Origin of the sequence: Staphylococcus caprae (genome assembly GCF_002902725.1) — a bacterium.
Classification (GTDB): Bacteria; Bacillota; Bacilli; order Staphylococcales; family Staphylococcaceae; genus Staphylococcus; species Staphylococcus caprae.
In genome coordinates, this window is sequence record NZ_PPRT01000042.1 from 16,202 (window position 1) to 42,233 (window position 26,032).

At 32.8% G+C, this 26,032-nt stretch carries 28 protein-coding genes; 8 read left to right on the forward strand and 20 right to left on the reverse strand.

Annotation, left to right across the window (positions count from 1 at the left end):
* Positions 1-131 precede the first annotated feature (131 nt).
* Together CD155_RS08915 and CD155_RS08920 are read left to right on the forward strand one after the other, a co-directional pair.
* Positions 132-749: a DUF1361 domain-containing protein gene (locus tag CD155_RS08915; RefSeq protein WP_172605875.1), complete on the forward strand. Its 618-nt coding sequence runs from the start codon at positions 132-134 to the stop codon at positions 747-749.
* The gene (locus tag CD155_RS08920; protein WP_002441417.1) at positions 746-1,024 is read left to right on the forward strand and encodes a hypothetical protein; all 279 of its coding nucleotides are present in this window, start codon (positions 746-748) and stop codon (positions 1,022-1,024) included. Before CD155_RS08915 ends, CD155_RS08920 begins: the two co-directional genes overlap by 4 nt.
* Before the next feature lie 76 nt (positions 1,025-1,100).
* Here the strand turns inward: CD155_RS08920 and CD155_RS08925 are convergent, their stop codons facing one another.
* From CD155_RS08925 to CD155_RS08945, 5 genes are all read right to left on the reverse strand, one after another.
* A complete protein-coding gene (locus CD155_RS08925) occupies positions 1,101-2,474 on the reverse strand; it encodes a cryptochrome/photolyase family protein (RefSeq protein ID WP_103213113.1) in 1,374 nt (457 codons plus the stop codon).
* A 341-nt stretch (positions 2,475-2,815) separates the two neighbouring features.
* The gene (locus CD155_RS08930) at positions 2,816-4,366 is read right to left on the reverse strand and encodes an SLC13 family permease (protein WP_103213114.1); all 1,551 of its coding nucleotides are present in this window, start codon (positions 4,364-4,366) and stop codon (positions 2,816-2,818) included.
* 203 nt (positions 4,367-4,569) lie between these two features.
* Positions 4,570-5,511 carry a malate dehydrogenase gene (gene mdh / locus CD155_RS08935; RefSeq protein ID WP_103213115.1) on the reverse strand — a complete coding sequence of 314 codons (942 nt, stop codon included), beginning with the start codon at positions 5,509-5,511 and terminating at the stop codon, positions 4,570-4,572.
* 135 nt (positions 5,512-5,646) lie between these two features.
* Entirely contained in the window at positions 5,647-5,943 is a 297-nt protein-coding gene (locus tag CD155_RS08940; protein ID WP_002441409.1) for a hypothetical protein, read from the reverse strand.
* A gap of 17 nt (positions 5,944-5,960) precedes the next feature.
* Positions 5,961-6,887, reverse strand: coding sequence for a CobW family GTP-binding protein (locus CD155_RS08945; protein WP_103213116.1), 927 nt, complete (start codon positions 6,885-6,887; stop codon positions 5,961-5,963).
* 224 nt (positions 6,888-7,111) lie between these two features.
* On the opposite strand from CD155_RS08945, the gene mgrA reads away from it, so the two are divergent.
* A complete protein-coding gene (gene mgrA / locus CD155_RS08950) occupies positions 7,112-7,555 on the forward strand; it encodes a global transcriptional regulator MgrA (protein ID WP_070832468.1) in 444 nt (147 codons plus the stop codon).
* Positions 7,556-7,696: 141 nt separating this feature from the next.
* On the opposite strand, the gene cydC is transcribed toward mgrA, so the two are convergent.
* The gene (gene cydC, locus CD155_RS08955; RefSeq protein WP_103213117.1) at positions 7,697-9,394 is read right to left on the reverse strand and encodes a thiol reductant ABC exporter subunit CydC; all 1,698 of its coding nucleotides are present in this window, start codon (positions 9,392-9,394) and stop codon (positions 7,697-7,699) included.
* 2 nt (positions 9,395-9,396) lie between these two features.
* Positions 9,397-11,025 (reverse strand): ABC transporter ATP-binding protein/permease, encoded by a 1,629-nt coding sequence (locus tag CD155_RS08960; protein ID WP_103213118.1) that lies wholly within the window; start codon positions 11,023-11,025, stop codon positions 9,397-9,399.
* Positions 11,026-11,251: 226 nt separating this feature from the next.
* Between CD155_RS08960 and CD155_RS08965 the strand changes: the two genes are divergently transcribed.
* The 4 genes from CD155_RS08965 to CD155_RS08980 all read left to right on the forward strand — a co-directional run bounded on the left by CD155_RS08965 (position 11,252) and on the right by CD155_RS08980 (position 14,088).
* Positions 11,252-12,124 carry an undecaprenyl-diphosphate phosphatase gene (locus CD155_RS08965; RefSeq protein WP_070832477.1) on the forward strand — a complete coding sequence of 291 codons (873 nt, stop codon included), beginning with the start codon at positions 11,252-11,254 and terminating at the stop codon, positions 12,122-12,124.
* A 244-nt stretch (positions 12,125-12,368) separates the two neighbouring features.
* Positions 12,369-13,055 carry a hypothetical protein gene (locus CD155_RS08970; protein ID WP_037541167.1) on the forward strand — a complete coding sequence of 229 codons (687 nt, stop codon included), beginning with the start codon at positions 12,369-12,371 and terminating at the stop codon, positions 13,053-13,055.
* 6 nt (positions 13,056-13,061) lie between these two features.
* Positions 13,062-13,508, forward strand: a complete 447-nt coding sequence (locus CD155_RS08975; RefSeq protein ID WP_070832480.1) for a YaiI/YqxD family protein — start codon at positions 13,062-13,064, stop codon at positions 13,506-13,508.
* 13 nt (positions 13,509-13,521) lie between these two features.
* Positions 13,522-14,088: an LOG family protein gene (locus CD155_RS08980; protein WP_037541529.1), complete on the forward strand. Its 567-nt coding sequence runs from the start codon at positions 13,522-13,524 to the stop codon at positions 14,086-14,088.
* A 275-nt stretch (positions 14,089-14,363) separates the two neighbouring features.
* Here CD155_RS08980 and CD155_RS08985 read toward each other — a convergent pair whose 3' ends face one another.
* From CD155_RS08985 to CD155_RS09000, 4 genes are all read right to left on the reverse strand, one after another.
* Positions 14,364-14,924 carry a GNAT family N-acetyltransferase gene (locus CD155_RS08985; protein ID WP_070832483.1) on the reverse strand — a complete coding sequence of 187 codons (561 nt, stop codon included), beginning with the start codon at positions 14,922-14,924 and terminating at the stop codon, positions 14,364-14,366.
* A gap of 121 nt (positions 14,925-15,045) precedes the next feature.
* Complete coding sequence (locus CD155_RS08990; RefSeq protein ID WP_002441387.1) at positions 15,046-15,342, reverse strand: hypothetical protein; 297 nt, start codon at positions 15,340-15,342, stop codon at positions 15,046-15,048.
* 156 nt (positions 15,343-15,498) lie between these two features.
* Positions 15,499-15,954, reverse strand: coding sequence for an SA0632 family lipoprotein (locus CD155_RS08995; RefSeq protein WP_002441386.1), 456 nt, complete (start codon positions 15,952-15,954; stop codon positions 15,499-15,501).
* A 57-nt stretch (positions 15,955-16,011) separates the two neighbouring features.
* On the reverse strand, positions 16,012-16,467 hold the full coding sequence (locus CD155_RS09000; protein ID WP_103213119.1) for a GNAT family N-acetyltransferase: 456 nt from the start codon (positions 16,465-16,467) through the stop codon (positions 16,012-16,014).
* Positions 16,468-16,612: 145 nt separating this feature from the next.
* On the opposite strand from CD155_RS09000, the gene CD155_RS09005 reads away from it, so the two are divergent.
* Positions 16,613-17,302, forward strand: coding sequence for a DUF1129 family protein (locus CD155_RS09005; RefSeq protein ID WP_002441382.1), 690 nt, complete (start codon positions 16,613-16,615; stop codon positions 17,300-17,302).
* Positions 17,303-17,379: 77 nt separating this feature from the next.
* Here the strand turns inward: CD155_RS09005 and CD155_RS09010 are convergent, their stop codons facing one another.
* The 9 genes from CD155_RS09010 to CD155_RS09050 form a co-directional block, all read right to left on the reverse strand.
* The gene (locus CD155_RS09010) at positions 17,380-17,868 is read right to left on the reverse strand and encodes a DUF456 domain-containing protein (protein ID WP_103213120.1); all 489 of its coding nucleotides are present in this window, start codon (positions 17,866-17,868) and stop codon (positions 17,380-17,382) included.
* Between the two features lie 6 nt (positions 17,869-17,874).
* On the reverse strand, positions 17,875-19,083 hold the full coding sequence (locus CD155_RS09015; RefSeq protein ID WP_103213121.1) for a sugar efflux transporter: 1,209 nt from the start codon (positions 19,081-19,083) through the stop codon (positions 17,875-17,877).
* A gap of 67 nt (positions 19,084-19,150) precedes the next feature.
* Positions 19,151-20,005 (reverse strand): LysR family transcriptional regulator, encoded by an 855-nt coding sequence (locus CD155_RS09020; protein ID WP_002441376.1) that lies wholly within the window; start codon positions 20,003-20,005, stop codon positions 19,151-19,153.
* A 92-nt stretch (positions 20,006-20,097) separates the two neighbouring features.
* The gene (locus CD155_RS09025) at positions 20,098-20,703 is read right to left on the reverse strand and encodes a ribonuclease FAU-1 family protein (RefSeq protein ID WP_037541165.1); all 606 of its coding nucleotides are present in this window, start codon (positions 20,701-20,703) and stop codon (positions 20,098-20,100) included.
* A 282-nt stretch (positions 20,704-20,985) separates the two neighbouring features.
* Positions 20,986-21,459 carry a cupin domain-containing protein gene (locus CD155_RS09030; RefSeq protein ID WP_103213122.1) on the reverse strand — a complete coding sequence of 158 codons (474 nt, stop codon included), beginning with the start codon at positions 21,457-21,459 and terminating at the stop codon, positions 20,986-20,988.
* The gene (locus CD155_RS09035; RefSeq protein WP_070832503.1) at positions 21,459-22,175 is read right to left on the reverse strand and encodes a YebC/PmpR family DNA-binding transcriptional regulator; all 717 of its coding nucleotides are present in this window, start codon (positions 22,173-22,175) and stop codon (positions 21,459-21,461) included. The genes CD155_RS09030 and CD155_RS09035 overlap by 1 nt, the downstream gene beginning before the upstream one ends.
* Before the next feature lie 270 nt (positions 22,176-22,445).
* On the reverse strand, positions 22,446-22,805 hold the full coding sequence (locus CD155_RS09040; RefSeq protein ID WP_037541163.1) for a transcriptional regulator, SarA/Rot family: 360 nt from the start codon (positions 22,803-22,805) through the stop codon (positions 22,446-22,448).
* A 125-nt stretch (positions 22,806-22,930) separates the two neighbouring features.
* Positions 22,931-25,096, reverse strand: a complete 2,166-nt coding sequence (locus tag CD155_RS09045; protein ID WP_044466939.1) for an AraC family transcriptional regulator — start codon at positions 25,094-25,096, stop codon at positions 22,931-22,933.
* A gap of 293 nt (positions 25,097-25,389) precedes the next feature.
* The coding region (locus tag CD155_RS09050) for a Bax inhibitor-1/YccA family protein (RefSeq protein ID WP_103213123.1) at positions 25,390-26,032 on the reverse strand (643 nt) is incomplete at its 5' end.

Genomic DNA, 26,032 nt, shown 5'->3' on the forward strand with positions numbered 1-26,032 from the left:
AACCTTTCATTTAATAATGATAGACTGTAAATCATTCGATACTCATATTATTTGATATGCCTTAGGTTAAAAGTTATCATTAAAATCCGACTATCAAATTTTTTAAAACTTTAGGAAAGTAGTGCATGACAGTGCAACCACGTTATATTGCAAGGATATACTTTATTATTTTATTTACCATCTCGTTAGCAGAAACGAGAGTCTTTAACTTTATGACGCTTAATTTATTTTTAGCATATATTCCTTTTGAATTATGTTTACTTTTAAAGCTCTTTAAACCTAAAAAAGCATTCGAGTGGCCGTTATTTATTATTTTCGGACTTGTATTCTTACTATTAGTACCTAATACCTTTTATATGATTACTGATTTAATACATTTAAACCAATTTCAATTTAACTTTCTAGTGGAATTGAATCTTACTGAATGGATATTCTTCACATATCTTATGCTAGGTGTCTTTTTAGCAATGTATGTCATGATTCTCATATTTATGGAGATAGAACATTTTACATCTCATGTATGGTTGAACCGCGCACTAATTGTTGTACTTATGTTCTTAAATGGATTAGGTATTTATATAGGCCGATTTTTAAGACTTCATACGGTTTATTTAATTAATGAACCACTAAAAATCGTGACAGAAGTCCTCTCAGTATTTAGTTTAAAAACTTTCATGTTTGTACTTTTAATGGTCTTGATGCAAGCTGTACTGGCCTTAATTGTTAAAGGGGTGAGATTACAAAAATGATTTTCAATATTACGCTTTTAATCATTATTCTCATCGTTCTACAGCTTATCGTCGGGCATTTTTGGCATGATATAGGTTTTAGTTATACTCAAAGCATCTTATTAATGTGCTTACCTTTAGGTATCGGTTTATTTCTTATGCAAGTCTTTTACTACGAAAGACGTTATCCGAACTGGGAAGTGCCACTTAACATTAAATTAAGACTTAAATATATGTATATTCTTACTTTACTGGAGTATGTAGCAGTATATATTTGTCTTTTCATATTAAAATAATTTAAAAGCATAGCAATCAGAACATAAATTATGCCCTTCCATTATCGATCACTATAATGGAGGGGCATAATTTTCTTTATTCTAACGCCTTAAATTCTGACATCACGTGTGTTCTGCTTTCACTGTGATTGACGATTTGTTTAGGATAATCCTTACCTAGTTCTATCCCTTGTTCTTTGATTTGACGTTCGTATTTATGTGTATCATGTAAATATTTTGCATCGATATCATTCAGTGTTTGTACGAACTTTTTAATATATAAAGCATCTTTATCAAAGCGTTCACTTTGTCTCACTGGATTAAACATTCTAAAATAAGGCACCGCATCTGTGCCAGTTGAAGCCGACCATTGCCAACCGTGCACATTTGAAGCAGAATCATAATCAATGAGTTTTTGTCTAAAGTACTCCTCACCCCATGTCCAATCGATAAATAAATCTTTAGTGAGAAATTGAGAAACGACCATTCTCATACGATTATGCATATAACCTGTCGTATTAAGTTCTCCCATAGCCGCATCAATAATAGGAAATCCTGTTTTCCCTTCTTTCCATAAATTGAAATTTTCTTTATTATATGACCACTGCAAATCACGATATTTGTCTTTAAATGATTGATGCGCTGTTTCAGGGTAATACGTCATTAATACGTAATAAAATTCCCTAAAAATTAACTCACGAATAAAAGATTCGTAATTCTGCTCATCCTTGTCATAATTCTCAAGCAAATCGTTGAATATTTGAATAATATCCAAAACGCCGTAAGCTAAATAAATACTTAACTGACTTGTGAGCACTTCAGGCAAATATTCTCGATTAGTATTATAGTTTTCAATATCTTTATCTAAAAAGTCAGACCATCGATACTGAGCATCTGCCTCACTTATACCGTATTGACTATAGTCACCTTTTACCTTTTGTTGTGATTTGACACCCATTTTTGCGATATCTTTAATATCATAGCTAAATACTGATCTTTTCATTAAATAAGGACGCCATTTTTTATAAAAACTTGTGAATACTTTATATGGTTCTCCTTTATTATTGCGTGTTTTACTCGGTTTAAAATAATGATTCGCTCTTACTGAAACCACAGATATGTCTTCTTTTTTGAAGGACGCGCTTTGATGTAAAATATCATACTTTTCTTCATGGTAACTCATAATATCTCCAGCCAAGACAACCTCGGATATCCCTTTATCTTTGCAAAAATGAGTGAGTTCATCATAATCTACAAGAAACGGTTGAATATCGTAGTCATGCAACGTATCCACAAACTTTTGCAATGTACCATAATAATAATTTGCCTTCATTTCCGCTTCTTTATCAAACTTTTCTTGAGGAATGATGAAATAGCATTGATCTATATCTTCCTTATTTTGAGAGATGTACTCAAACAATGGATTATTTTCAAGTCTAAACACTCTATTTAAAATGACACCTACTGTCATCGTTGCTACCACCTAACATTAAGATCTTTTTATCTTTATACCCTAAAATGAAGTCTCCAATACTACACAATTTTCCTTTGAAATAGACAACAAATAGGAGCGGAAATACACTTTAACAAAATTAATTTCGTTGTCTGCACCCAATTCGCATGTTTGCCGAATTTCTTTTTTAAAAATTTACTATGTTTGGGTCCCGTCGGCAAGGATGGCTAGTAATGATAGGACCTTGATTTAAGCGCATTTTCAATTCAGTCCTCTACTGCCAATATGTTAAAGGAGGCTGAGATCATCAATGATGTCACAACCTCCTATTCAAAACATAAGATAGTATGCAAATCTTTCTAAACTAGTCCTAACCATTTCCAATAGGTTAAACTAAATATAATGACTAGAATGTAACCGACTATGGTTAATGGAATACCAGCTTTTAAGAAATCTTTTACAGTAAATGTACCTGTTCCGTATGCGAGCATATTTTGAGGCGCACTTACAGGTAATAAGAATCCGAAACTAATTACAAATTGTTGAATTAATACAAATCCTATCGCATGATCTCCTAAATGCAATGTTGATGTTAATGAAATAAATACTGGAATAAGTGCGGAAGATAAACTTGTGGCACTTGCGAATCCCAAATGAATTAATATATTAAATAGCGTAATTAACGCAATCGTTGCAATAATAGGGAGACCTTTCAGCCCCATTAAACCGAAAGTTTGATCACTTAACCATTGGGCTGCTCCTGTTTTTAATAGTACATTACCAAGTGAAATTCCAACACCAAAGACGATAATTGTTCCCCAAGGGATTTTCTTTTCTACACCTTTCCAAGTAATTACACCGACTTTTGGCATTAACATAACGCCTAGCGCAATTAATGTGATAGAAGCAGAATCAATTGGGTGGAGTACTTTTTCAGTAGACCAAAAGAGTAATAACAAAATTGAGATGACTATCAAACGCCATTCTCTTGCACTAACGGGACCTAGGTCTTTCAATTCTTTTTTAATTAATTCCTTTCCGCCTTCTATAGCATCTCTTTCAGGTGGCATCACTTTAATCATGATGAAGTATAAAGCAATTGACATTAATATTGACCATGGCGCTGCGTATAAAAACCATTCTCCCCATGATACATCATGGCCTAAATTCTGATTAATGAAATTGATAGCTACAATATTTTGAGCGGCAGCTGTTTTAATACCGATATTCCAAATTGAAACAGCTTGAACTGAGGTAATAATGAGCAAGGATGCTAACTTACTCTCTTTACTCATATTAAACGCTGCAATCATACCAAGTAGTATAGGTACAACTGCGCCAGCACGTGCCGTTGCTGAGGGTACAAAGAAAGCTAAAACGATAGATACTAAAATAGCTCCGATGACTATATTTCTCGTTTTATTTCCAACTATAGAAAGTACGAGTAGTGCTAATCGCTTATGTAAATTGGTCTCTTGCATTGCTGTTGCAAGGAATAATGCAGCTGCTACTAGTGCCACTGCAGAAGTTGAAAAACCACTAAATGCATGTGAAAGTGCGTTATTAGTACCGAGCAACTCACTACCTTTTAATATTGCATCGCCACTTTTAGGGTTGCCTAGCTTTTCACTTAAATTCTGAACTGGACTTAAACCTAATAATAAAATAATCAATCCAAGAATAAGTACAGCTGAAACAGGATAAGAAACTGCTTCAGTCACCCACATGATAACCGCGAATGCTAAGATAGCAAGTGCTGCTTTCGCCATAATAGGTAATCCTGCAGGTGTTGGTAATAATAAAATGCCTATTAATAAAGCAAAACTGATGATAATCCATAATGGCTTGTATGCCTTTTTACTTTGTGAATGTTGACTTTGCGTTTGAGCTTTATGATTCCCTTTAGTCATCACTATCATCTCCTTGACCTAAATTTACACTTAAATTATATCAAGAAAGCGCTTTAAAATGGCGATTTCGTAAGAAAGTACATATAATCATCAAATATTTTCACAATTAAAATATTTGAATACTTAAATAATATGAATGAATTTAAAAACCTACTCTATAGTTTTTGACAACTATAAAGTAGGTTATATCAGTAAATTATTATTTAATTATTTTTCAAAGCATTTTTAACATTTTCAACTGATTGAGCGGAGTGTTGCAATTGTTCTTGCTCTTTATCATTCAGATTTACTTCAACGATTTTCTCAATACCATGATTACCAAGAATTGTTGGCACACCTAAACAAATATCTGAGAATCCATATTCACCGTCTAAATAAGCAATACTAGGTAGTAAACGTTTTTGATCTTTTAAAATCGCTTCTATCATTTCATATATTGCAGTCGCAGGTGCGTAATATGCTGAACCTTTTCCTAATAATTCAACGATTTCAGCGCCACCTTTTCTCGTACGTTCAACAATACGTTCTAAGATTTCCTTAGAAATAAGATCTTTTACTGGTACACCATTTACTTGAGTTGATTCAACAAGTGGAACCATCGTGTCTCCATGTCCACCAAGCACAAGTCCATTAATATCTTTCACAGATACTTGCAATTCTTCTGCTATAAAACTTTGATAGCGTGCGGTATCGAGAACACCTGATTGGCCTATCACACGTTCTTTAGGAAAACCTGAAGCTTTCAGCGCGGTATACGTCATCGCATCAACTGGATTTGTTAATACTATAATCGTCGCTTGCGGGGCATATTTGGCAATGTTATGGGAAGTTTGATACACAATTTCTTCATTTGTTTGTACTAAATCATCTCTTGTCATTCCTGGTTTTCTAGGAATTCCAGCTGTCATCACAACAATATCTGAATCTTGGATATCTTCAATTTGAACAGACCCTTGAACCTGAGTATCAAATCCAAATATAGGGCCACTTTCTAAAATATCTAACGCTTTACCTTTAACGAACCCTTCTGATTGAGGACGGTCAATCATTACTATATCTGCTAATTCTTTTTGAGCTAAAATAAAAGCCAACGTTGATCCAGTGTTACCTGCGCCGATAATTGAAATCTTTCTTCTTGTACTCATTAACAATAGCCTCCTAAATAAAATTTATCTATCTAAAAATTAAAAAGCCTTGCTATTTCAATATAATTATAACATTGAAATAACAAAGCTTTTCAAATATCCTTATTCAGCTATAAATTCGATGCGACCAACTGACTAGCCAAATATATCGTGTCTTAGACCGAACACATATAATAATGTGAAGAAAGCTGCACCACTTAAGATCGTTAAAATAAGTGTTAAGATAAGCGTGCGCTTAAAATGTCTAATAAATGCTATAAAGAGCATACCTAAATTATATGCAAAAAATATACCAAATAACGCCATTGTAACTTTAATATCTGGATAAAATATATTAAATAATAGTACGACGATGGCAAATCCTAAATATGGAAAAGTAATCAAATTTCGTTCGAATTTGATTTGCTTTTCGCGTTTATCTTCATTGTTCATCTTTTGACTCTCCTTAATTATGAAAATTGTAACATATCAAGTTTATTTCTTAGTCTATTCACGTCTAGTTGCTCTCCTATGATAACTATCGTTAATGGCAACACCTTATCTATGACACCATAATCGGGAAGCCCGTATGCATACTGGAATTCGTATGTAGCATTAGGATGGTCTCGAAACTGAACGTAACCTTTCAAACGTAAGACCTCATCAGGCAAACGTAAAATAAATTGATAAAAAAGTTGACGATCGATTGGCCCACTAAACGTATATTGCATACTATTTATACCATGATGATGAGAATGTGTGTGTTGTGTAACAACTTCGTCACGAAATTGTGATAATTTGGAGACATCTACCTTTCCATAAGTCGTTAAGATATGCGGAACTTTGGCATTGATACGGTTAAGCGCATCTTCTAAATGTTGTTGTTCTTCTTCATTGATAAGATCTATTTTATTCACAATTAATACATTGCTCACTTCAAGTTGTTCTTCCATCAATCTTTTTGTAGATTCAGTATACTGCTCCCTATTTAAAAATCGTTCAGCATCAACGACACCAATTACTTGTGGTTGGTGGACATATTGAACTATTCTAGGGTCTTGGCATGCCATAATAATTTCAATAGGATGCGCAATGCCCGTTGCTTCAATGATGATATGATTCACATCTTTTTCATTGATAATCACTTCTATTTGATTTACTAAATCTAACTTCAAATCACAACATACACAGCCGTTTAATATAGAATACACTTCTACCACATCGGTTAAATGATTACCATCTACATCGAAAGAGCCAAATTCATTCATAATTACTGATATTTTCTCATCAATTTTTAATAATTCGCTCATATAATGTGTCAGTAAAGTAGTTTTTCCACTACCCAAAAAACCGCTAATGATAGAAATTGATATTTTTTCATCTTTATTATTTCTCATTTTATATTTCCTTTTCTATTACAAGCATTTTTGAAAATGATAACATAAATATTTAATTATCTTTTTACTTGATTTAATGTAAGATATCTTCTAAAATTTAAGCATACTTTAATTTTAGCATGGCATTGAATCAAAGTGTTGCGCGAATTAAATTTTGCACAACATAGACGGATTCCAATCCGAAAAAGAGAAAACACGGATAGAATGTCTGGAGGAGAACTTTAATGTCTGATCAACACAATTTAAAAGAGCAGCTATGCTTTAGTTTGTACAATGCTCAAAGACAAGTTAATCGCTACTACTCTAACAAAGTCTTTAAAAAGTACAATCTAACTTACCCACAATTTCTTGTATTAACAATATTATGGGATGAGTCACCTGTGAATGTCAAAAAGGTTGTTACAGAATTAGCACTTGATACAGGGACTGTATCGCCATTACTTAAACGAATGGAACAAGTTGATTTAATCAAACGCGAACGTTCAGAAGTGGATCAACGCGAAGTATTTATTCACTTAACTGACAAAAGCGAAATGATTAGACCTGAATTAAGTAGTGCATCGGAAAAAGTCGCAACAGCTTCTTCATTATCTAAAGAAGAAGTTCAAGAACTTAACCGTTTATTAGGCAAAGTGATCGATGCATTTACTGAAGCGAAAGAAAAATAGTAAGTTTCTGTCATGAAATTAAAGTTAAAGCTTAGAAATTGATATACATTTTAAAATGAAACATGAAAAACTCGTACCGCTTTTGGGTACGAGTTTTTTATCTCTAGTTCGTTAGCTATTCCCTTTCTTAGTAAACTCAATTTAATCTGTAACTGAATGACTCGTCTTATTATTTAATTCAAGCATTTGATGTAAATAGCTATTCTCGTTTAATAATCTACCATATGATCCAATTTCTTTCATTTCTCCATCTAACATGACCACAATTTTGTCAAAGCGAGACAGTACATCTAAATCATGAGTTGCCACAATTAATGTTTCAGAAGCTTCTTCAATTAAATTCATTACTTTCTTAGTATTATCTATATCTAATGCTGTGGTCGGTTCATCTAATATCCAGATACGTGCATCATCTCTCAACAATAATCGGGCTAAACTTAATCGTTGTACCTCGCCCCCTGATAGATTCTCACCATTTAAACTCACATTTCTATCTAAATCTAGGTATCCTAGACCAACAGATTGAAGCACGCCTTCTAATTCAGCATCTTCTTTATCTGAAAATAAATTATCTCGCACTGTTCCGTCAAACATATGCTGAGACTGTAACATGCCGTTGATATAACGATATTTTTCCTCATTATCAATATCTGTTACAACTTGACCATTCAATGTGACATGTCCTTGTTCAATTTGATAAAGTCCTAGCATCACTTGGAGTAAAGTACTTTTACCTGAACCGGAAGGACCTATGATTGCGACTTTTTCACCTTTCTTTATCGTTAGATTGAGATCATGGAATACTGGTGTTTGTTGATTCCAATATTTGAATGTGACATGTTCTACTTTAAATAGTTCAGTTTTCGTTTTTTCACTTTCAAAATGAGCATCATCACGAGATTCAGATACATCTATAACTTCATTAATTTCAGCAAGTGCTTGATCGGTATCAGCTTTGTAGTATGCAACATTACTCATTTGCACTGCTTGCTCAAATAAAGTGAGTACCATTAAAACAATACTAGTTAAATATACGACATCTAGATGACCTGCATGTACTTGTTGTGCACCGATGACTAAACTTAGAAAGATTGAGATCATGGCTATTAAATTAAGCATATAATCATATAAAGATAAGAAACGACGTTCTCTTGCTTGCAACGCATCAAATCTATCAAGACGGTTGAGTACATCTGATTTAAACGTATGGGTTTGTTTAAAACGTTTTAACTCCTCGTTTCCTTCTTTATAGTCATAAAAACGTTGAAGAAAATCACTTTGCTGTAGAGCGACTTGTTGTTTTAGTGTCCGTGCCCTTTTCGCACTCAACCATGGCACGATCCATAACGTCAATATCATACTTACAGCTATCAATAATGCATGCATCGGCGTAAAGAAAATAAATGTAATGATTGACACAATGGCAGTTAGACCGATAACTACGGGTGGATAATACACTCTTAAATAGATGTTTTGTAAGGCTTCAACTCGACTAATCATACGAGAAATTAAATCGCTTGAATTAAATTTACGATACACATCAGGAACTACAGGAATTAATTTTTCAAGAAATTGAATTCTGACATCTCTTAACATCGTAAAGGTTGTTTTGTGAGAAAGTAGTCTTTCAACGTAACGTGTAATGGCTCTTAAGAATCCAAACATTTTGACTGAGACAACAAGCACCATTAAGGCATATAAGGGTGCCCCAAGTGCGCTTTGAGTCACCATGTACCCACTTAAGAAGAACATTGCCAATGCGACAAGGCCTCCTAGGACACCTACGAAAATTGCTAATATTAAATCTTTATCTATACGAAAATGAATATGTGGTTTCATCTCTAACGATTCACCTCACTTTGAGATACAGATATCGTTGCATCATCTTTGATGAGTTGACCATTTTCAAGATAAATACGTCGTTCAGCTTGATTAATCGTAGTGTCACGATGAGCAATAATAAGCATTGTAGTCTCTTTGAAATGGTCTTGAAGTACTGCTTGAATCGTACGTTCAGTTTCAATATCTAAACCTGTAGCTGGTTCATCAAATATGACGAAGTCAGGTTTCATAAGTAGTAGACGGCTCAATTCAAGACGTCTCATCTGACCACCTGACAACATTTCCCCACCTTCACCGATTCGTGTATGAATACCGTCCTTAAGTGTAAGTACTTTGTCTTTAAGTCCTACTTCATCTAATACTTGAATAATGTCTTCATCAGAAATCTCATGATCATACATTGCAATATTGTTTTTTATTGTATCCGTAAAAATATAGGGGTTCTGACTTAAAAAGCCAATCCGTGTTTCTTCCATATTAAATATCGCTTCACCGTCAGAAGGTTTTACAGACTGACTTAAAATATGCGCTAGCGTCGTTTTACCGGCACCACTCGGTCCAACAATTGCAATTTTATCGTTCTGATAGATTGTTATATTAATGTTTCTTAAAGCGTATTGCTCACTGTCTGGATAACGATATGACACATTTTCAACCTTTATTTGTGGTTCCTGGTTGTTATTAACTTTTGGAGTAGGAGATGGGGCTTGATCTTCAGCTTCTAAAAAGTCGAACACAACATCGCTTGAACCTTCACTTTGTTTACCCGTGTGAAAGGCTTGTCCTAAATCTTTTATCGCATTATAAAATTCTGGCGCAAGAATGATAGCAATGGCAGCTGTTACAAAGTTGATTGAATTAAATACCACGAGACTAAGTGCTGCTTCAAGTGCTACCAAACCAATGCCTAACATACTGATAAATTCGAGCATTAAGCCTGATAAGAAGGCACTTTTTAAAATACGCATTGTTAAATCTCTAAATCGAGTACTATCTTCATATAAATGCGCTTTAGTTTGCTTTGTTCGATTTAATAATTTGAGCGTAATTAACCCTTTAGCAGTATTCAAGAAGCGCTGACTAAATTGATTAAGATATGTCATTTGATCTTTCGATTCGTCTCTGGTTTTAAGTCCAAAAATGATATAGAACATGGGAATAAACGGCGCAGTAACCATCATGATTAATGCAGTTGGTAAATGAACAAAACACATCGCTATAATAATGGCAACTGGAATCATCATTGATTTAAACACTTGAGGTAAATAATTTTGAAAGAATGGTGCAATGCCATCAATACTTTCAGTTAATATGTTCATTTGTTCTCCTATGGCTCGAGGACTGTTTTTATTTATAACTTGTCGACGCAAATCAGTTTTCACTTTATAAGCCATGTGGTCACCAATGCGTTGATTCAACATATTAAATGTTGCACGTGCAATTAGTACTACAATAATGACTATAAATAGATATATTAATGGTTGCTTATGATTGTAAAGTACATGATTTAAAAAACGTGCAATTGAGATATTTTGTATGACAACTGTGATGGATAAAAAAATGCTCACAATACACATGAGAACTGGATATATTTTATATTTAAACACTAAATTTGTTAGTTTTTTCACAATAAGCTCACCTACTTTCATTATAAAAGGTTTGTTGTAAATATAAATTAATACGCTCATTGATTTTTTGAAGGTTTTATTTTAAATATCAAAATAAATTGTTTATAAGACTTTGGTCTAGTTTTATGGGATTAGGCTACCACTATTTTTCTTTAATGTGCTATGATGATATGGTAATTTTAGTGAATGAAAGACTATATAAAAGTTTGATGAAAGTGGGTCAATTATGTTTTTAATTGAATTGATAAAAGGCATCATCTTGGGTATCGTTGAGGGTCTGACAGAGTTTGCCCCTGTGTCATCTACCGGACACATGATACTTGTAGATGATATGTGGTTAAAGTCCACTAAATTTTTAGGTGAGCAGTCTGCCTTCACCTTTAAAGTGGTTATCCAATTAGGTTCTGTATTCGCAGCGGCATGGGTTTTCCGTGACCGTTTCTTAGAAATATTACATATCGGGCATCACAAACCTGATAATCAAGCATCTGTACAACGTCGTTCTCAACCTAAACGTTTAAATTTAATGCATGTATTGGTTGGTATGATTCCAGCCGGTATTCTAGGTTTCTTATTTGATGATTTAATTGAAAAATATTTATTCAGTGTACCTACTGTAATGATTGGTTTATTCCTAGGTGCAATTTACATGATTTTAGCTGATAAATATTCTGAAAAGGTGCAACATCCTCAAACTGTAGACCAAATTAATTACTTCCAAGCATTTGTCATCGGTATTTCACAAGCCATTGCCATGTGGCCTGGTTTCAGTAGATCTGGTTCTACAATTTCTACTGGTGTATTTATGAAATTAAATCATAAAGCAGCATCTGATTTTACATTTATTATGTCTGTTCCAATTATGTTAGCAGCGAGTGGATTATCTTTATTAAAACATTATGAATACATTCACTTAGCACATATTCCATTCTATTTATTAGGATTCTTAGCAGCATTCATTGTAGGCTTAATTGCGATTAAGACATTCTTACATTTAATTAGTAAAGTCAAATTGATTCCATTTGCGATTTACCGAATCATCTTAGTTGTTATCATTGCAATTCTATACTTCGGTTTCGGCATCGGCAAAGGAATTTAAAGAAACACTTGGATTTGTAATCCTTAGTGTTTCTTATGCAATGGACACCAGTCCATTGTAATCCTTTATAGAAGTACCTTTGATATACACTTGCGAGTTAAATTCGAACTCGCAAGTGTTTTTTTATTTCATTTTCAAAATAAGCCTTATAGGTTAAATGTATATAACGACTGGTCACTCTCGTTTACTATCATGTATCATAGGGTATGAATAAGAATAGTAAAAATTAATGGAGGCAACGAGTATGGACAATAAGAAACTCATTAAGACTTTAATCAATGTACTACCTATCGTGATCGTACCGTTAGTCGTTGAACGTAAACGTATTAAAGAACATCCCGACGTACGTAAAGCTACTGATGCTACGTCTAAAGCAACATCAAAGGCAACATCTGCGATTTCAAATAAAGCTTCTGATGTAAAAGAATATGTTGGCGATAAAAAACAAGAATATGACAACAAACGTGAATTGAAGAAAATTGCGAAAGAAAATGATCCTGAATACATCGAGAAAAAAGGCGAAAAATTAGCCAAGAAAAATCGTAAAGAAGCTGACAAAATGGATAAAAAGCTTCAGAAAAATATTGAGAAACGACACAAAGAAGAAGACAAACAACGTGAAGAAAATCAAAAACAACGTATTAAAGATATGAAAAAATCTCAAAAATATGAAGAAAAAGTCGGCTTAACTCCTGGTAAATTAGATGATAAAACTGAGAAAAAAGGCGAAAAATTAGAAAAAGATAATCGTAAAGATGTGAAGAAATTAGATAAAAAGCTTCAAAAGAATATTGAAAAACGTCACAAAAAAGAAGAAAAACAACGCGAAGAAGCTAAAAAAGCTAGAAAAAAAGAATTTAAAAAATATGATGATTACGTGGCTGACAGTGTCGTAAAACAGAATAAAGAATCTGATGATTCGAAGGCCTAAATTGCGATGACAAAAGTAATCGTAGATGGAGATGCTTGTCCTGTTGTTAATTCAGTGATTGAATTGACCGAAGGGACAGGCATTTTTGTTACGGTGTTGAGGAGTTTCAGCCACTTTTCACATCAAATCCAACCTGAACATGTTAAAACTGTGTATGTTGATGATGGACCTGACGCTGTCGATTATAAAATTGTACAAATAGCGACAAGTGAGGACATTGTCATTACTCAAGATTATGGTTTGGCAAGTTTACTTATAGACAAAGTACGTGTAGTCATGCATCATAAAGGAAGTATATATCGTTCAGATAATATTCAAAGTTTGTTAGACCAACGTTATCTTAACGCACAAATTAGAAAGCAAGGTGGCCGTCATAAAGGTCCTCCACCTTTCACAAGAGAAGATAGATTAAAATTTGAACAAGCATTTTCGAAAATTATTAAACAACTTTAGGAGGTAAAACATGATAAGAAGAATCGCAGTTTATTGTGGTGCAAGCAAAGGAAATGATCCATCATATGTTAAAGAGGCTTATGAATTAGGTAAATATATGGCTGAACAAGGTTATGAACTTGTCTTTGGTGCTGGATCAGTTGGTATTATGGGCGCTATTCAAGATGGCGTACTTGATCATGGCGGTAAGGCTATAGGTGTCATGCCTAAGATGTTAGATGAACGAGAAATTACCAGTCAAAAAGTGAGTGAACTCATTTTAGTAGATTCCATGCATGAACGTAAAAATAAGATGACAGAATTAGCAGATGCATTTGTGATGGCTCCAGGCGGTGCTGGTTCTTTAGAAGAGTTCTTTGAAATGTATAGTTGGGCACAAATTGGCATTCACCAAAAACCTATCGGAGTTTTCAATCTCAATGGTTTCTTTGAACCGTTACAAGCTTTAATTGAACATATGATTAAAGAAGGATTTATTGATAAAAAATATAAAAAATTAGCACCACTGTTTGATACTAAAGAAGCATTGATAGAAGGTTTACACAACTATAAACCTCTTGGTGTACGTACATACGATTAAATGAAACGCATCTATAAGCAATTGAACACGCTTATAGATGCGTTATTAATTTAGGTTTTGAAAAAGTTAGTTGGCTATATGGCAGTAGCTGACTGAATTGAAAATGCGCTTATGCTAAGCTTTCTTCAACTCTAGTCATCCTTGCCGGGGCGATACTACGAATTCTTAAATTCTAGAATTCTGTATCGCTCCCATTGCATAAGAACTACTAACCTTCACTTTGTGAAGGAAGTATATTCAAGGTTTACAATAACTTTGTTATTGCATAAGAGTTACTAACCTTCACTTTGTGAAGGAAGTAACTCTTTATAATATCTGACGTGGCGTTTGAGTGGGTGGTATTTGCTGAGGTCAGGAAATTCAAAGTTATCTAAGAATGTCATACCAATTTTTTCCATTACCTTTCTAGAGGGTAAATTGGTTTCAGAAGTAAAACTATATAATTCAGTAATTCCTTTCTCCCTCGCATAATCCATTACAGCTTCAGCGCCTTCTGTGGCAATACCATTTCCCCAAACTTCAGGAATAAGTCTCCAACCAATCTCGTATAATGGTAGTTCTTTAAAAGGATATTTACTCTCTTTAGGAAGATAATTCACTCCAATGAATCCTATCCATTCACCTGTTTCTTTTAATTCGACAGCAAAAAGTCCAATTCCCTTTTCTTTTATAATCTCATCCATTTTCCTCATATCTAATTCAGAACGACGGTAACTTAATAAACTTGGAAAGTATCTTCTCACTTGACGGTTCGCGTTCATTTGTTGAAAAGGTAATAAATCTTTTTCTTCCCAATCACGTAACTTTAAACGTTCAGTTTCAATGTAAGTTCCCATGTTAAACACTCCATTTTACCGAAAAAGCTTAATATATCCTTATTTTAATACAAAATTAACGCGTTATGAAGCTGTCCCCACTTTCATATCGCGCTAATTGAATAATATTAATATTAGTGATTTATGCCTTTGAGATATAACTAATTAATTCCACGTGAACTGGAATTTCTTTTAATCGGTCACGTTGTTCTTTAGGTGCAGTAAACGTTGCATCGATAAAATCATTTTGATGATTTAAACGATAAGTAGCAACGAATGTGTCAGTATCCGATTCAAAGTTTGGTAGGTGCGCAATGACACGTTTAATTTCACTAGTTGAATCGACGATTGTACGTCCTGTAATGTTTTCTAATTCTCTCCCTAATTCAGGCAGTGTAAGATTTTTACCTTCTAAAATATTAAAATCTTGTTCATGCATCGTTAATCTCTCCTCTTAAAGATGTATAAAATCAGTCATCTTTTGAAATTTTGAATCCAAAACTATGTTAAATGTTTAATTTGATTATTCATTAGAGTAATTTATCAATTATAATACCCGCTTCAATGCACCATCAAACGTTGATTAAATGGCAAGTTATGAGTTAGACGTGCTCTTTGAATCTTTGTTTTTATTTGTTGACGCTTTGTCCTGTGTTTTTTTATCAACATTTTGATTCTGTTCACTGGACTGCTTAGCGTCCTTAGATGATGCTTTAGATTGATCTGACTTCGATGTTTCTGTTGATTGTTTTGAATCGTTAGAAGATGCCTCGTCTGAACCATTTTCCTTACTAGAATTTGATTTGCTCTCTTTAGATGATTTTTTTGAAGTATCTTCAGCAGGCAGTTCATCAATATCTTTCTGAAGACGATCTTGCTTATCTTTGAGTTTATCTTTTTGAGTTTGTAAGTCTTTCTTTTGTTTCTTTAAATCTTTATTCTCTTTCTCTAATTGATTAATGCTTTTTTCTAAAGAAGCTTTTTCGTTACTTTTACCGCATGCTGTTAACATTAAAGTTGAGGCTAAGAGTAAAGTTAACCATTTTTTCATGATAGACTCCTTTGTAAGTACTTATAAATACAATTTATTTTAACATGATTTTTTAATTTATTCATTTTTTCCCTTTAAATTTTTAGTCATTTTCAAATGCGTTGTATGATATCCTAAATGATTATTCAGTTGTATCATGGAATGATTATCAATATTCACTGTACTTTCAATCACTGTCGCACCTATAGAAATTGCCCATTCCTCAATCGTGTTTTTAAGATGTGTGGCGATGCTCTGTTTTCTATATTCGGGTTTAACATATAATACCTCAATTTGAACAACGCTCATTTGCGGTTCATAGTGTGCCCATATAAACCCCTCGAGAGTAGTATTTTGTTCACTGACAAAAATCGCGTCTTGAGAATATTTTAGACGGGCTTTAAGCATTTCATATCTTAGAGAGATAGACGTTGTGGTAACTTGATAATTGGATTCATTTTCAGAAATTAAATGTTCATGTATTTTCGCAATTTCGTTCAACCATATTTCATCTTCTATGGTAATGACTTTCATCTTAAAAACACCTCAATCGTTAATGATATGATGAATACATTTATGATATTATTAGTCATAATAACATGTAAAACGTAGATGAGTTATCAATATATGATGTCTAACTGGTTTTATTTTCAGACAATAAAGGAGCACTTCAATTATCATGAAATCAACAGCACAATTAACAAAGGAGAATAATGTTAAATCTTTACGACTTAACAATACCGATCGTGAGATATTTGAAAACTACATGACGTATATCCGTGCCGATTTAAGTGTCAATCCTCATGACTCTGAGCTGATGTTAAATCGCATATTAAAGCATTTAATTCGTGCTGAAGATAAGGGAATGCTTGCGATGGAGTTCTTCGATCATGATCCTAAGGCACATGCTAAAAAAGAACTTAAGTCGCTACCTAACGAAACGATTAGGAATATTTTCAAATATATATACCATAATTTCATTTTCTTAATTGGGATATTTTGCTTTTTAAAGGGATTTATCGGCTTTTTTATTGGTGGCGATAGTAACTATTTATATCTCTATACTTTCCCAATTACTGTTATTGTAGGATTGTTTATTATTTTCCTTTTTATATGGATGAGCTTTCGAACCGTGCAATTGCAATGTTTCAGTAATTCGTATTGGGTATGGTGGCTCACTTATGGCGTGATTGCGCTACTTTTAGTCGCGCTATTTTATGTGTTTTTTATTCCACAATCATTTTTAGCTTTTGGACCTTATATTAACGTTAGTAATTGGACTTTTATAATTATTGCTATTGTAATTACGCCAATTGCGTTCTATATTAACCATCATTTCTATAATAAAGACGCGAATACACGCGTATAAAAAAGACTTACTTTTGGTATGATCACCTCAATTGAGGCTACCGAAAGTAAGTCTTTTCATAATTAGAAAACGATGATTTAATTAAATAAAAACACATCGATAAAGAACCATATCACCATAATTACCATGATGATAGCTTGAGCAACTGTACTCGCTAAAAAAGCAACAACTGAACCTAAACTTACCTTTAAAGCGTTTTTTACATCAAAGCCATTCAATAGCTCGACGACAAATACTGCTACTAATGGCACTAAAATAATACCGAAAGGCGGAAATACAAAGCACCCTACTATGACGCCTGCAAGTGCAGTATACTCACCTAACTTGCTCCCACCAAATCGAGCCACGAAATATTTATTCATCATGAAATCCGCAATAAGAATAAACACTGTAAAGATAATCATTGCTACGTAGAACACCCACGATAAATGACCATCATTAAAACCAAATTGATAAATTAAAAATCCTATCCACATCACAAGGATGGAAGGAATGATGGGTTTGACTAATCCTACAAATGCTAAAATAAACATAAGGATAATAAGTATCCATAAAATGACAGACATAATGATCTACTCCATATTTTCTTCAGTTATTTTTTGATCTTTCGTAAAGAATATCAGTACCATTCCTACAAAAATTGAGCCAGCTGAAACAAAGAATACATTTTCCAAACCAACCCAATGACTCATGGCACCACCCAATAAATTACCACATAATTGACCTATGACCATAGCATTTGCAAATAATGTTGAGGCATAACCTGGGAAATCAGGTAATATATCTTGAAAGTAACTGATTCCTAGTCCAAGCAATATAGCCAAGAAAATTGCTAAACACACTTGTCCGGCTAACATCATATAGAAGTTTTTAAACACACCAATGCTAAAATAGAATGCACCACCAAAGATTGAACCAATAATCAATAATGTACGTGTTGGAAGTTTAGCAGAAAGTATACCTAGTACCACCATAAAAGGAACTTCTAAACCGGCACATAAACTTGCTAAATAACCGACATAGCCTTCCTTTTCCTTTAAGTAATCTGTAACAAATAATGGCATGTTCATCGTATACATCCATTGACCAATATGTAATAGAATAAATGCTATAAATGGAACCAATAACGTCTTATCTTTGAACATGTTTGGTGCAGCCTTTTCAACATGTTGTTGAGAGGAGATTTGTTGTTCAGCTGGTAAATTCTGATAGAAAAAGATTTGTAAAATGAGCGTAAATAATATAATGGCAATTGTACCACCAAATAACCCTGAATATCCCTTCAATTCAATTAATTGCGCACCAATAAAGGGACCAAATAAAAAGCCAAGTGAAAACATGGAACGTAAAACGGTGTTCGCAAACTTCGCGCGGTCTCGTGAACTGGAAATATTAATTGATTCTCTTGCTGAGGCATATAGTTGTGGCATAGCGGGAGCAAATAAACCTTGAAAAATTGCATATAAGACAATAAATAACCATATTTGATGTACGTAAAAATAAATTGAAAAGCTAACTGCGCCCATGAATAAAGCAGATATAATGAGTATCTTTCGATTGACGTTATATGTATCTGAAAATCTTGCAATGATTGAATTAACTGTAAATTGACTTATCGCTGCAAGGGCGAGTAATAATCCATACTGAGTTGTTGTCATTCCTAAATCTTTTGTTGCGAATAAGACGAGGTAAGGTACAGTCACTGCTATACCCATGCCAAGTAATAACATATTCACAACAAATAACTTATAGTTCTTAATTTGCAACAGTGCTGTAAACATCTTTCCAACCTCTATTCTTCTATATAAAATATACTTTCTGTAGTATATTAGAAAACTGCTTAAAAAACTAACGAATAAAGTTCAACATTAAATTCACGAAGGAATCAACTTGTGGAAGTTGTAACATACTTCCATCATAACTCATGTATGTTGAACGTATGAGTGGTTCATCTTCAATACTTACCTTTTCAAATTCAAACATATTCTTATCAATATTCTTCATCATAATTTCAGGAAGAACTGTCACACCAACACCACTTAATAACATTTCTTTACATGTGGCAACTTGGTCTACTGTGATGGTTGCATGATAATCCTGTCCTAAATTATCGTTATACCATTGTTTAATTTGATTGATGTATATTGGATCTGCTTGGAATTCTATAAATGGTAATTTTGTAACATCCTCACGACGGTCTTTCGGATAGATAAAGTAATGTTCATCATTAAATAAATGCGTGTTAGATAAGTTCATCACTTTATTTCCTCGCGTGATCATCACATGATAATCGCGGTGATTGGCTTTGATTTGCTCAGTAGAACCGACTTGAACTTGTATCTCAACGTTTGGAAATTGTGTATTATATAAGCTCAATACTTCAGGTAGTAACGTTTGACCTATTAATGATGAACAACCAATTGAAATGGTGCCATTCACTTCTCCAATATGTGCCTGCATTTTATCGAAAAACAAGCGTTCACGTTTTAACATGTCTCGTGCATGATCAATAATCATAGCTCCTTCGGTTGTTGTGATAAGTTGTTTCTTTGTACGTATAAATATTTCAACTCCGAATGAACTTTCAATAGCTTTTAAACGTTGTGTTACAGCGGGTTGAGAAATATATAATATCTCAGCAGCTTTCCGTAACGTCTTTGTTTCATCTAATGTGATGAGTAAACGATAATCATCAATTTTCATAGCGTCCCCCTAAATATTTCTGTCCTTAAATCTTGCTATGATATTTTAGATTTCAGTTGATAAACTTTCTAAAATATTGTCCTTTTTATATTTTAATTTGTCTTACGTCGGTGCTGTCTATGTTTATTTCTCGGTTTGAAAGGACGTTTCTGTTTGTTCTTTTGAGCCTTATGATTAATCTTATGATAACAACGCATAACCTTTTCTTGCACATCTGAAAAGTTTTCTTCAATTTCAATCATTAATTGATGCGCAATAATATACGCCTCATGATATTGTTTCTTAGAAATTTGTTTATTCTGTAACGCAAACATCAAATCATCTTCATCTACAAGTTCATATTCACCTGAAGGTAGTACAAGGACATCTAGACATAAATCTAATGTGCGTGCATTTCCTTTTTGAGTAATATTCTTTATATTAATATCAAAATAATATTCTAGCGGATGACCTTTATCATCAAACATGACAGTGATGCTGTATCGCTTTTTTTCTGGTAGTATCTGCAACCATTTATAATTGTCATCTGCGACTATTATATTTTGTCCAACTACCGTCACCTCTAAAGGCTCACGAACCTTTTTCATCGTGACCAAGCCGATAATACCTTTAAATCTATTATTATTAACTTTAACCTCTGTATACTCTCTCTCTATCAGGCGACGCCAGTGACGTTTATCTATATATTTTACTTTCACAGTCACCAACTCCTTGTTTTTATTATATTAAACTGGTTAGTTAATGTCATCTTATGTTTTAGATTGATGACTTTTACATTTAAATTCTCAAAAGTATATTAACTCTATTTTACTATAGATTGATGCAATTTACTTAAAATCGACAAAAATACTATGCTTTAATCATACAAAAAATGGCAAACAACAGAAGACACTAACAACTACTATTTTACTTACTAATGTAGTACGAGCTCCACTAAAAGACATATAAAAAAGCACGTCCAAAATAAATGGACATGCCTTCTATTTATGCTTTATAGCATACTTGTTTATTATGTTTTCCAAATTTGGATACTGCTCAAGTAGTTGATTTCGTTCAAATAATTCAAAGTGCTCAAACTCAAATGCAGGTTGGCACATACAACCGACTAAGCTATAGCCTTCATTATCATCTAACGAAGAAGCGAAAATCGTACCCTTAGGAACACAATACTGCAGTACATCACCGTCAGAAATATTGCGTCCCAAGCGAGCTGTACGATAGACCCCATCTGGCATAATCATGTGAATAGTTAAAGTCTCTCCAGCATGATGATACCAAACTTCATCGGCATCAATTCTGTGAAAATGTGAGATCTCCTCATGCGTTAATAGAAAATATATACTACTATATGGCGCTCTATTTACATCACTATCTCGAAGTGTTTCTCTGTAATATCCACCTTCAGGATGGGCTATCAATTCAAGTTGTTGAATCCATTCTTGTGCTGTTTGCATTATTTTAAATCTACATTGTGGAATACATTTTGAACATCTTCTAAATCTTCAAGTGCGTCCACTAACTTTTCAAATGTAGCTTGGTCTTCTGCAGATAACTCAATATCTGTTTGTGGTAACATCTCAAATTCTGCAACTTTGAATTCTTCAATTCCTGATTCACGTAATGCATCCTGAACTTGCGCAAATTGATCAGGTTCTGCATAGATAATTGTAAGACCATCTTCGTCGATAACATCTCTCACATCAACATCTTGTTCCATTAATGTTTCTAGAATTTCATCGGCAGATTTACCTTCAACACCAAAAGTAGCTGTATGGTCAAACATGTAAGCGACTGAACCAGACACGCCCATGTTACCGCCATTTTTACCAAAGGCAGCACGAACGTCAGAAGCTGTGCGGTTAACGTTGTTAGTTAAAGCATCAACGATTAACATTGAGCCACTTGGACCAAAACCTTCATATCTTAAATGGTCATAATTTTCTTCTCCAGCACCTTTCGCTTTATCGATTGCTCTATCGATAATATGGTTGGGTACTGAATATGTTTTAGCACGTTCTAATACTAAACGTAATGCTTGGTTAGATTCTGGATTAGGTTCACCAGATTTTGCTGCTACATATATTTCTTTGCCGAATTTGGCATAAATTCTACTTGTATTTTTATCTTTTTGGGCTTTTTTCTCTTTAATGTTGTTCCATTTACGTCCCATAATGTCATCTCACTTTCGTACTCTATGCTCTTCATTATATATTTTGGATGAATTTTTGTAAAATCACATAATTCAATGTAAACCATTGCCATATCAATATTTTAAACGTCAAACATCCCCCATTCACTATGACGTTTCAATGATCGATATAAAAAAGCTGTCATCAAAGTGAACACCTTTGACGACAGCCTATCATCGAGAACTAGACTTATATTATAAATATATTTTAAATGTCGATGAAACCTATTACTAAGCATCGACACCTTTAAGTTAAATGTCTAAGAATTTCTCAACATCATTAAATAAAGCATTAAATTTCTTTAAGTTATCCTCATTCATATATAGAAAAATTTTCCGTTCATCTCTAGTTGATCTCACTTTGCTTAATCTTTCTTTATCTATCAATCTACGAATTGAAACCAATAATTTTGTTCTACTCAATTCTAATTCATTTATTGCTGTTTTTAAAAATGCCTGCATGAGCACTTGTTCTTCTAAACAATATTTTCTAGCTAAATCTAATACAGCAAGATCATTTAATGTCAACTTATATTCTTTATCTATATATTCAGATAATGCTTTATATCGTTTGTAAAAATCTAGTAGCTTTTCTAGTTTCTGTTCATTCAAGACGTGCACCTCCAAATATAAGTAGACAATGTATAGTAACATTATCCTAAATATATGAGTCATTGTCTTTGGCATTTGTTTTTAATCATTTGTCAAAATTACCAATAAATTTAAATTGAATTGCGTCACGCCTTTTTTAATCTGTTATCTTTTTTATAAATCTTTATGAGATAAACAGCGTTATATTTTAAATTCACTTTTAAAGACTTATCCTTAAAATCATGCTCAAAAATCTCAACATACGGTTTAAAATTATCTTCAACTTTAATTAGAAACTTAGTAGACCAGTCGTATTTGCTTCGCAATTCTTGAGAAATAATGTGATTGATATTACCACTTTCATTATCAATTTTAGCCATTACACAAATGTATTCATCTGCTAATTGTGGATCCTCAAAACTAATATCAACTTCTATATCATTGAAATTGTCTCCTTTTGATTCACTTTCAATCACGCGCCAATCAAATAGATAAAGCAAATATCTGTCTTCATTCTCTACAATATTATAGAAACGTTTTTCACACTTATTTTGATTAATCATCCAACTTAAATCATTAAATATAAGTCCTAATGTTGTTTTAAAGCCATTTTCATCAAATAAATGAACTGCGTTAAATAGATTGGGGTGAGAAAATAAGTTTAATCCATAACCAGAAAAGCTTTCTTTCAATTTAGCAACAGATTGATATAAAAGTGGAGCACTATTACTTAAATCAATTTCTTCATTATTTAATAATTGGTGGTTCACTAAATTTAGAAAAATAAGATTCTCTTTGTCAAAATCAAACTGTTCTAAATTAACATTCAAGTGTTGCAATTGGAGTATATTCTTTAGGAACAGACCCCCGTTGCTCCCCATCAAATAAGGAGAAGTTAACTGCGCATTATCTATATAAAGATAATCAAACTTTAATCTCTTAATTTGAGATTCTAATGCTTTAAATTGAGTAGGATCATCAACCATACAACTGATATCTAATCCTACTTTGTATTTCAACGGCATGTTTTGCATTTTTAAGATATCTCTATAAATATCGCGTATTTCTTTTTCTTTTAAATTAAAAATGAATTGAACTTCATAATCTTTATCTATCACAGAGGATTTGTCACTGAATTGATTTAGCCCCCACATGAAACTCTCTTTTAGTTCATTGACACGTTCAATTTCTTCAATATGAAATGCGACATGTAATTCATTCTCGATAATGGTCTGACTGATATAATTTTTTTCGTTTTCTGTTAAATCATTGCTATATTCGTATAAATGAGGCATAAAGTAAAAGATAATATTAGAATCTTTGAAGCCAATTCTTTTATATAAACCCTCTAAGAAGAGAACTTTGATTTCCTCGACAGTATTAATTTGAATCACTGAATAAAAAGTTGATGCCTCTGTATGAGGGGAGGCATCAATTTTAATTTTATCGTAAGCATCAGAAACGTTATTAGGTGTGACAGAACGAATAAGTTTTCTTAGCGGCGCTTTACGATGATCAGGTATTGAATCATCAGAACAGCCATTGTATTTATCATATTTCTTCATCGTTCGATATTCGTTGGGTGTAACACTTAAATAATTTTTAAACTGTTTTGAATAGGTTGAAGCATTACTAAAACCTAATTTGTCGCTGATTTGACTAATCGTTTTATCTGTAGTCAATAACATCTCTATCGATTTACTAATTTTTAAAGTATCAACATATTTTTTGAAACCCATCCCCATTAATATATGAAATTGAGAGGATAAATTAGACTTGGATACATATAATTGATTTGATATATCTTTTAAAGTCAATCTTTCACTCATATGGTTATATATATAATCTAATTCTTCTTTTAAGTCTCCATAAAATGCATATATGTATTGATCTTCGGCTATTTTTTTATCGATACTTGCCTCTTTCGCAAGTGTTTCAACAATTTTATTAATAAGTTCATGCTCTTTATCAGTATTATCATCAAGAAAATTTAATGCAAGTTCAGCCATTAGATATTTAACTTCATTCGTAGATTTAATCAGTTCAGCAGTATAATGATAATCAAAGAAATTGTATCCTAACTCTGTAAACCAATCGCTAGAAATATATATTTCTAGTGTTGTACCATTACTATTAATACCAAATACATCCATATTATTAACGATATATAATTCGTTCGTTAAGGTTCTATGTTTTCTAAATTGTTGAAGGTGCATGCTTCCCTCTATTGGCCAAAATAAAAGAATCCCATCTTGGCAACGAGTTGTCGAATACTCGCTTTTAGAAAGTATATGCAAACAGGAATTTGTCATTACTTTACCTCTTTTCCTATTTAAATAGCCTAATATAAAAATGATTTAAACGTCACTCATATTTAACAAGCGCCAATCTAACACAATACGAATGATATATCAAAAATGAAATTATATATATAATCAATTGTTTTTTATGTGTCTATTCCATCTAATTATATAGTATATAAAAAGATGGGGCGTTAAAATTCCTTTAAATAAACAATGATCAAGTCAATTATATAACTTCATTTCTTCTCATTAGGAACCAATACACCCACATCTTGAATATCACATATTATAGATTTAATAATTTAATTTTTAAAGCGATTAGCTAATCTTAGTATATCTTTTATTATATTTAATAAATTGATAAAAAGATTGAATCCCATTTCTCTTGGTGAAAACTGACCTCTTTTCATTCTATTAAAATCATAAAGCGTATAAAGTAAAAACAACAATAAGCTTATGACTGTTATAACTGTATGAAATAGCGAATTATGAATAAATAAACCGATTAAACTTGCAATAATTAACGCGATTAATGTTACAAATAAATATTTGCCAATACTTGAAGCATCATTAATTAAGAAATATCCCACAATTCCGAATGCTACAAAAGCGCCGATTGCGAGTAGTATATTTTTATAAAATACTTCTGCTCCTAAATTTTGCAAATAAGAAGTGAACATAGCATATGACAATAAACCAACAATGATTGCATATATATGTGAAATGACTATCCCGTACTTACGTGCTCGTTTAATAAATAAAGTGGCTAGTAAAATAACAAATAATGCTATAGATAATGGTCTTCGCCAAGACATAGGTAAATATTGGCCAAAGTAACAACCAATCCCAAATATAATCCAATAATACATAAAGAATAACCAAACTTTGCCATAAGCGTGAGACTTATGCTTATCTTTAGTATAACTTTGAGCATTACCTCTACTG

Excerpts from the sequence above, each read along its gene's own strand:
- CD155_RS08920 (WP_002441417.1), top strand. The coding sequence starts at position 746 with ATGATTTTCAATATTACGCTTTTAATCATTATTCTCATCGTTCTACAG.
- CD155_RS08925 (WP_103213113.1), bottom strand. The coding sequence starts at position 2,474 with ATGACAGTAGGTGTCATTTTAAATAGAGTGTTTAGACTTGAAAATAAT.
- CD155_RS08930 (WP_103213114.1), bottom strand. The coding sequence starts at position 4,366 with ATGACTAAAGGGAATCATAAAGCTCAAACGCAAAGTCAACATTCACAA.
- mdh (WP_103213115.1), bottom strand. The coding sequence starts at position 5,511 with ATGAGTACAAGAAGAAAGATTTCAATTATCGGCGCAGGTAACACTGGA.
- CD155_RS08940 (WP_002441409.1), bottom strand. The coding sequence starts at position 5,943 with ATGAACAATGAAGATAAACGCGAAAAGCAAATCAAATTCGAACGAAAT.
- CD155_RS08945 (WP_103213116.1), bottom strand. The coding sequence starts at position 6,887 with ATGAGAAATAATAAAGATGAAAAAATATCAATTTCTATCATTAGCGGT.
- mgrA (WP_070832468.1), top strand. The coding sequence starts at position 7,112 with ATGTCTGATCAACACAATTTAAAAGAGCAGCTATGCTTTAGTTTGTAC.
- cydC (WP_103213117.1), bottom strand. The coding sequence starts at position 9,394 with ATGAAACCACATATTCATTTTCGTATAGATAAAGATTTAATATTAGCA.
- CD155_RS08965 (WP_070832477.1), top strand. The coding sequence starts at position 11,252 with ATGTTTTTAATTGAATTGATAAAAGGCATCATCTTGGGTATCGTTGAG.
- CD155_RS08970 (WP_037541167.1), top strand. The coding sequence starts at position 12,369 with ATGGACAATAAGAAACTCATTAAGACTTTAATCAATGTACTACCTATC.
- CD155_RS08975 (WP_070832480.1), top strand. The coding sequence starts at position 13,062 with ATGACAAAAGTAATCGTAGATGGAGATGCTTGTCCTGTTGTTAATTCA.
- CD155_RS08985 (WP_070832483.1), bottom strand. The coding sequence starts at position 14,924 with ATGGGAACTTACATTGAAACTGAACGTTTAAAGTTACGTGATTGGGAA.
- CD155_RS08990 (WP_002441387.1), bottom strand. The coding sequence starts at position 15,342 with ATGCATGAACAAGATTTTAATATTTTAGAAGGTAAAAATCTTACACTG.
- CD155_RS08995 (WP_002441386.1), bottom strand. The coding sequence starts at position 15,954 with ATGAAAAAATGGTTAACTTTACTCTTAGCCTCAACTTTAATGTTAACA.
- CD155_RS09000 (WP_103213119.1), bottom strand. The coding sequence starts at position 16,467 with ATGAAAGTCATTACCATAGAAGATGAAATATGGTTGAACGAAATTGCG.
- CD155_RS09005 (WP_002441382.1), top strand. The coding sequence starts at position 16,613 with ATGAAATCAACAGCACAATTAACAAAGGAGAATAATGTTAAATCTTTA.
- CD155_RS09010 (WP_103213120.1), bottom strand. The coding sequence starts at position 17,868 with ATGTCTGTCATTTTATGGATACTTATTATCCTTATGTTTATTTTAGCA.
- CD155_RS09015 (WP_103213121.1), bottom strand. The coding sequence starts at position 19,083 with ATGTTTACAGCACTGTTGCAAATTAAGAACTATAAGTTATTTGTTGTG.
- CD155_RS09020 (WP_002441376.1), bottom strand. The coding sequence starts at position 20,005 with ATGAAAATTGATGATTATCGTTTACTCATCACATTAGATGAAACAAAG.
- CD155_RS09030 (WP_103213122.1), bottom strand. The coding sequence starts at position 21,459 with ATGCAAACAGCACAAGAATGGATTCAACAACTTGAATTGATAGCCCAT.
- CD155_RS09035 (WP_070832503.1), bottom strand. The coding sequence starts at position 22,175 with ATGGGACGTAAATGGAACAACATTAAAGAGAAAAAAGCCCAAAAAGAT.
- CD155_RS09045 (WP_044466939.1), bottom strand. The coding sequence starts at position 25,096 with ATGACAAATTCCTGTTTGCATATACTTTCTAAAAGCGAGTATTCGACA.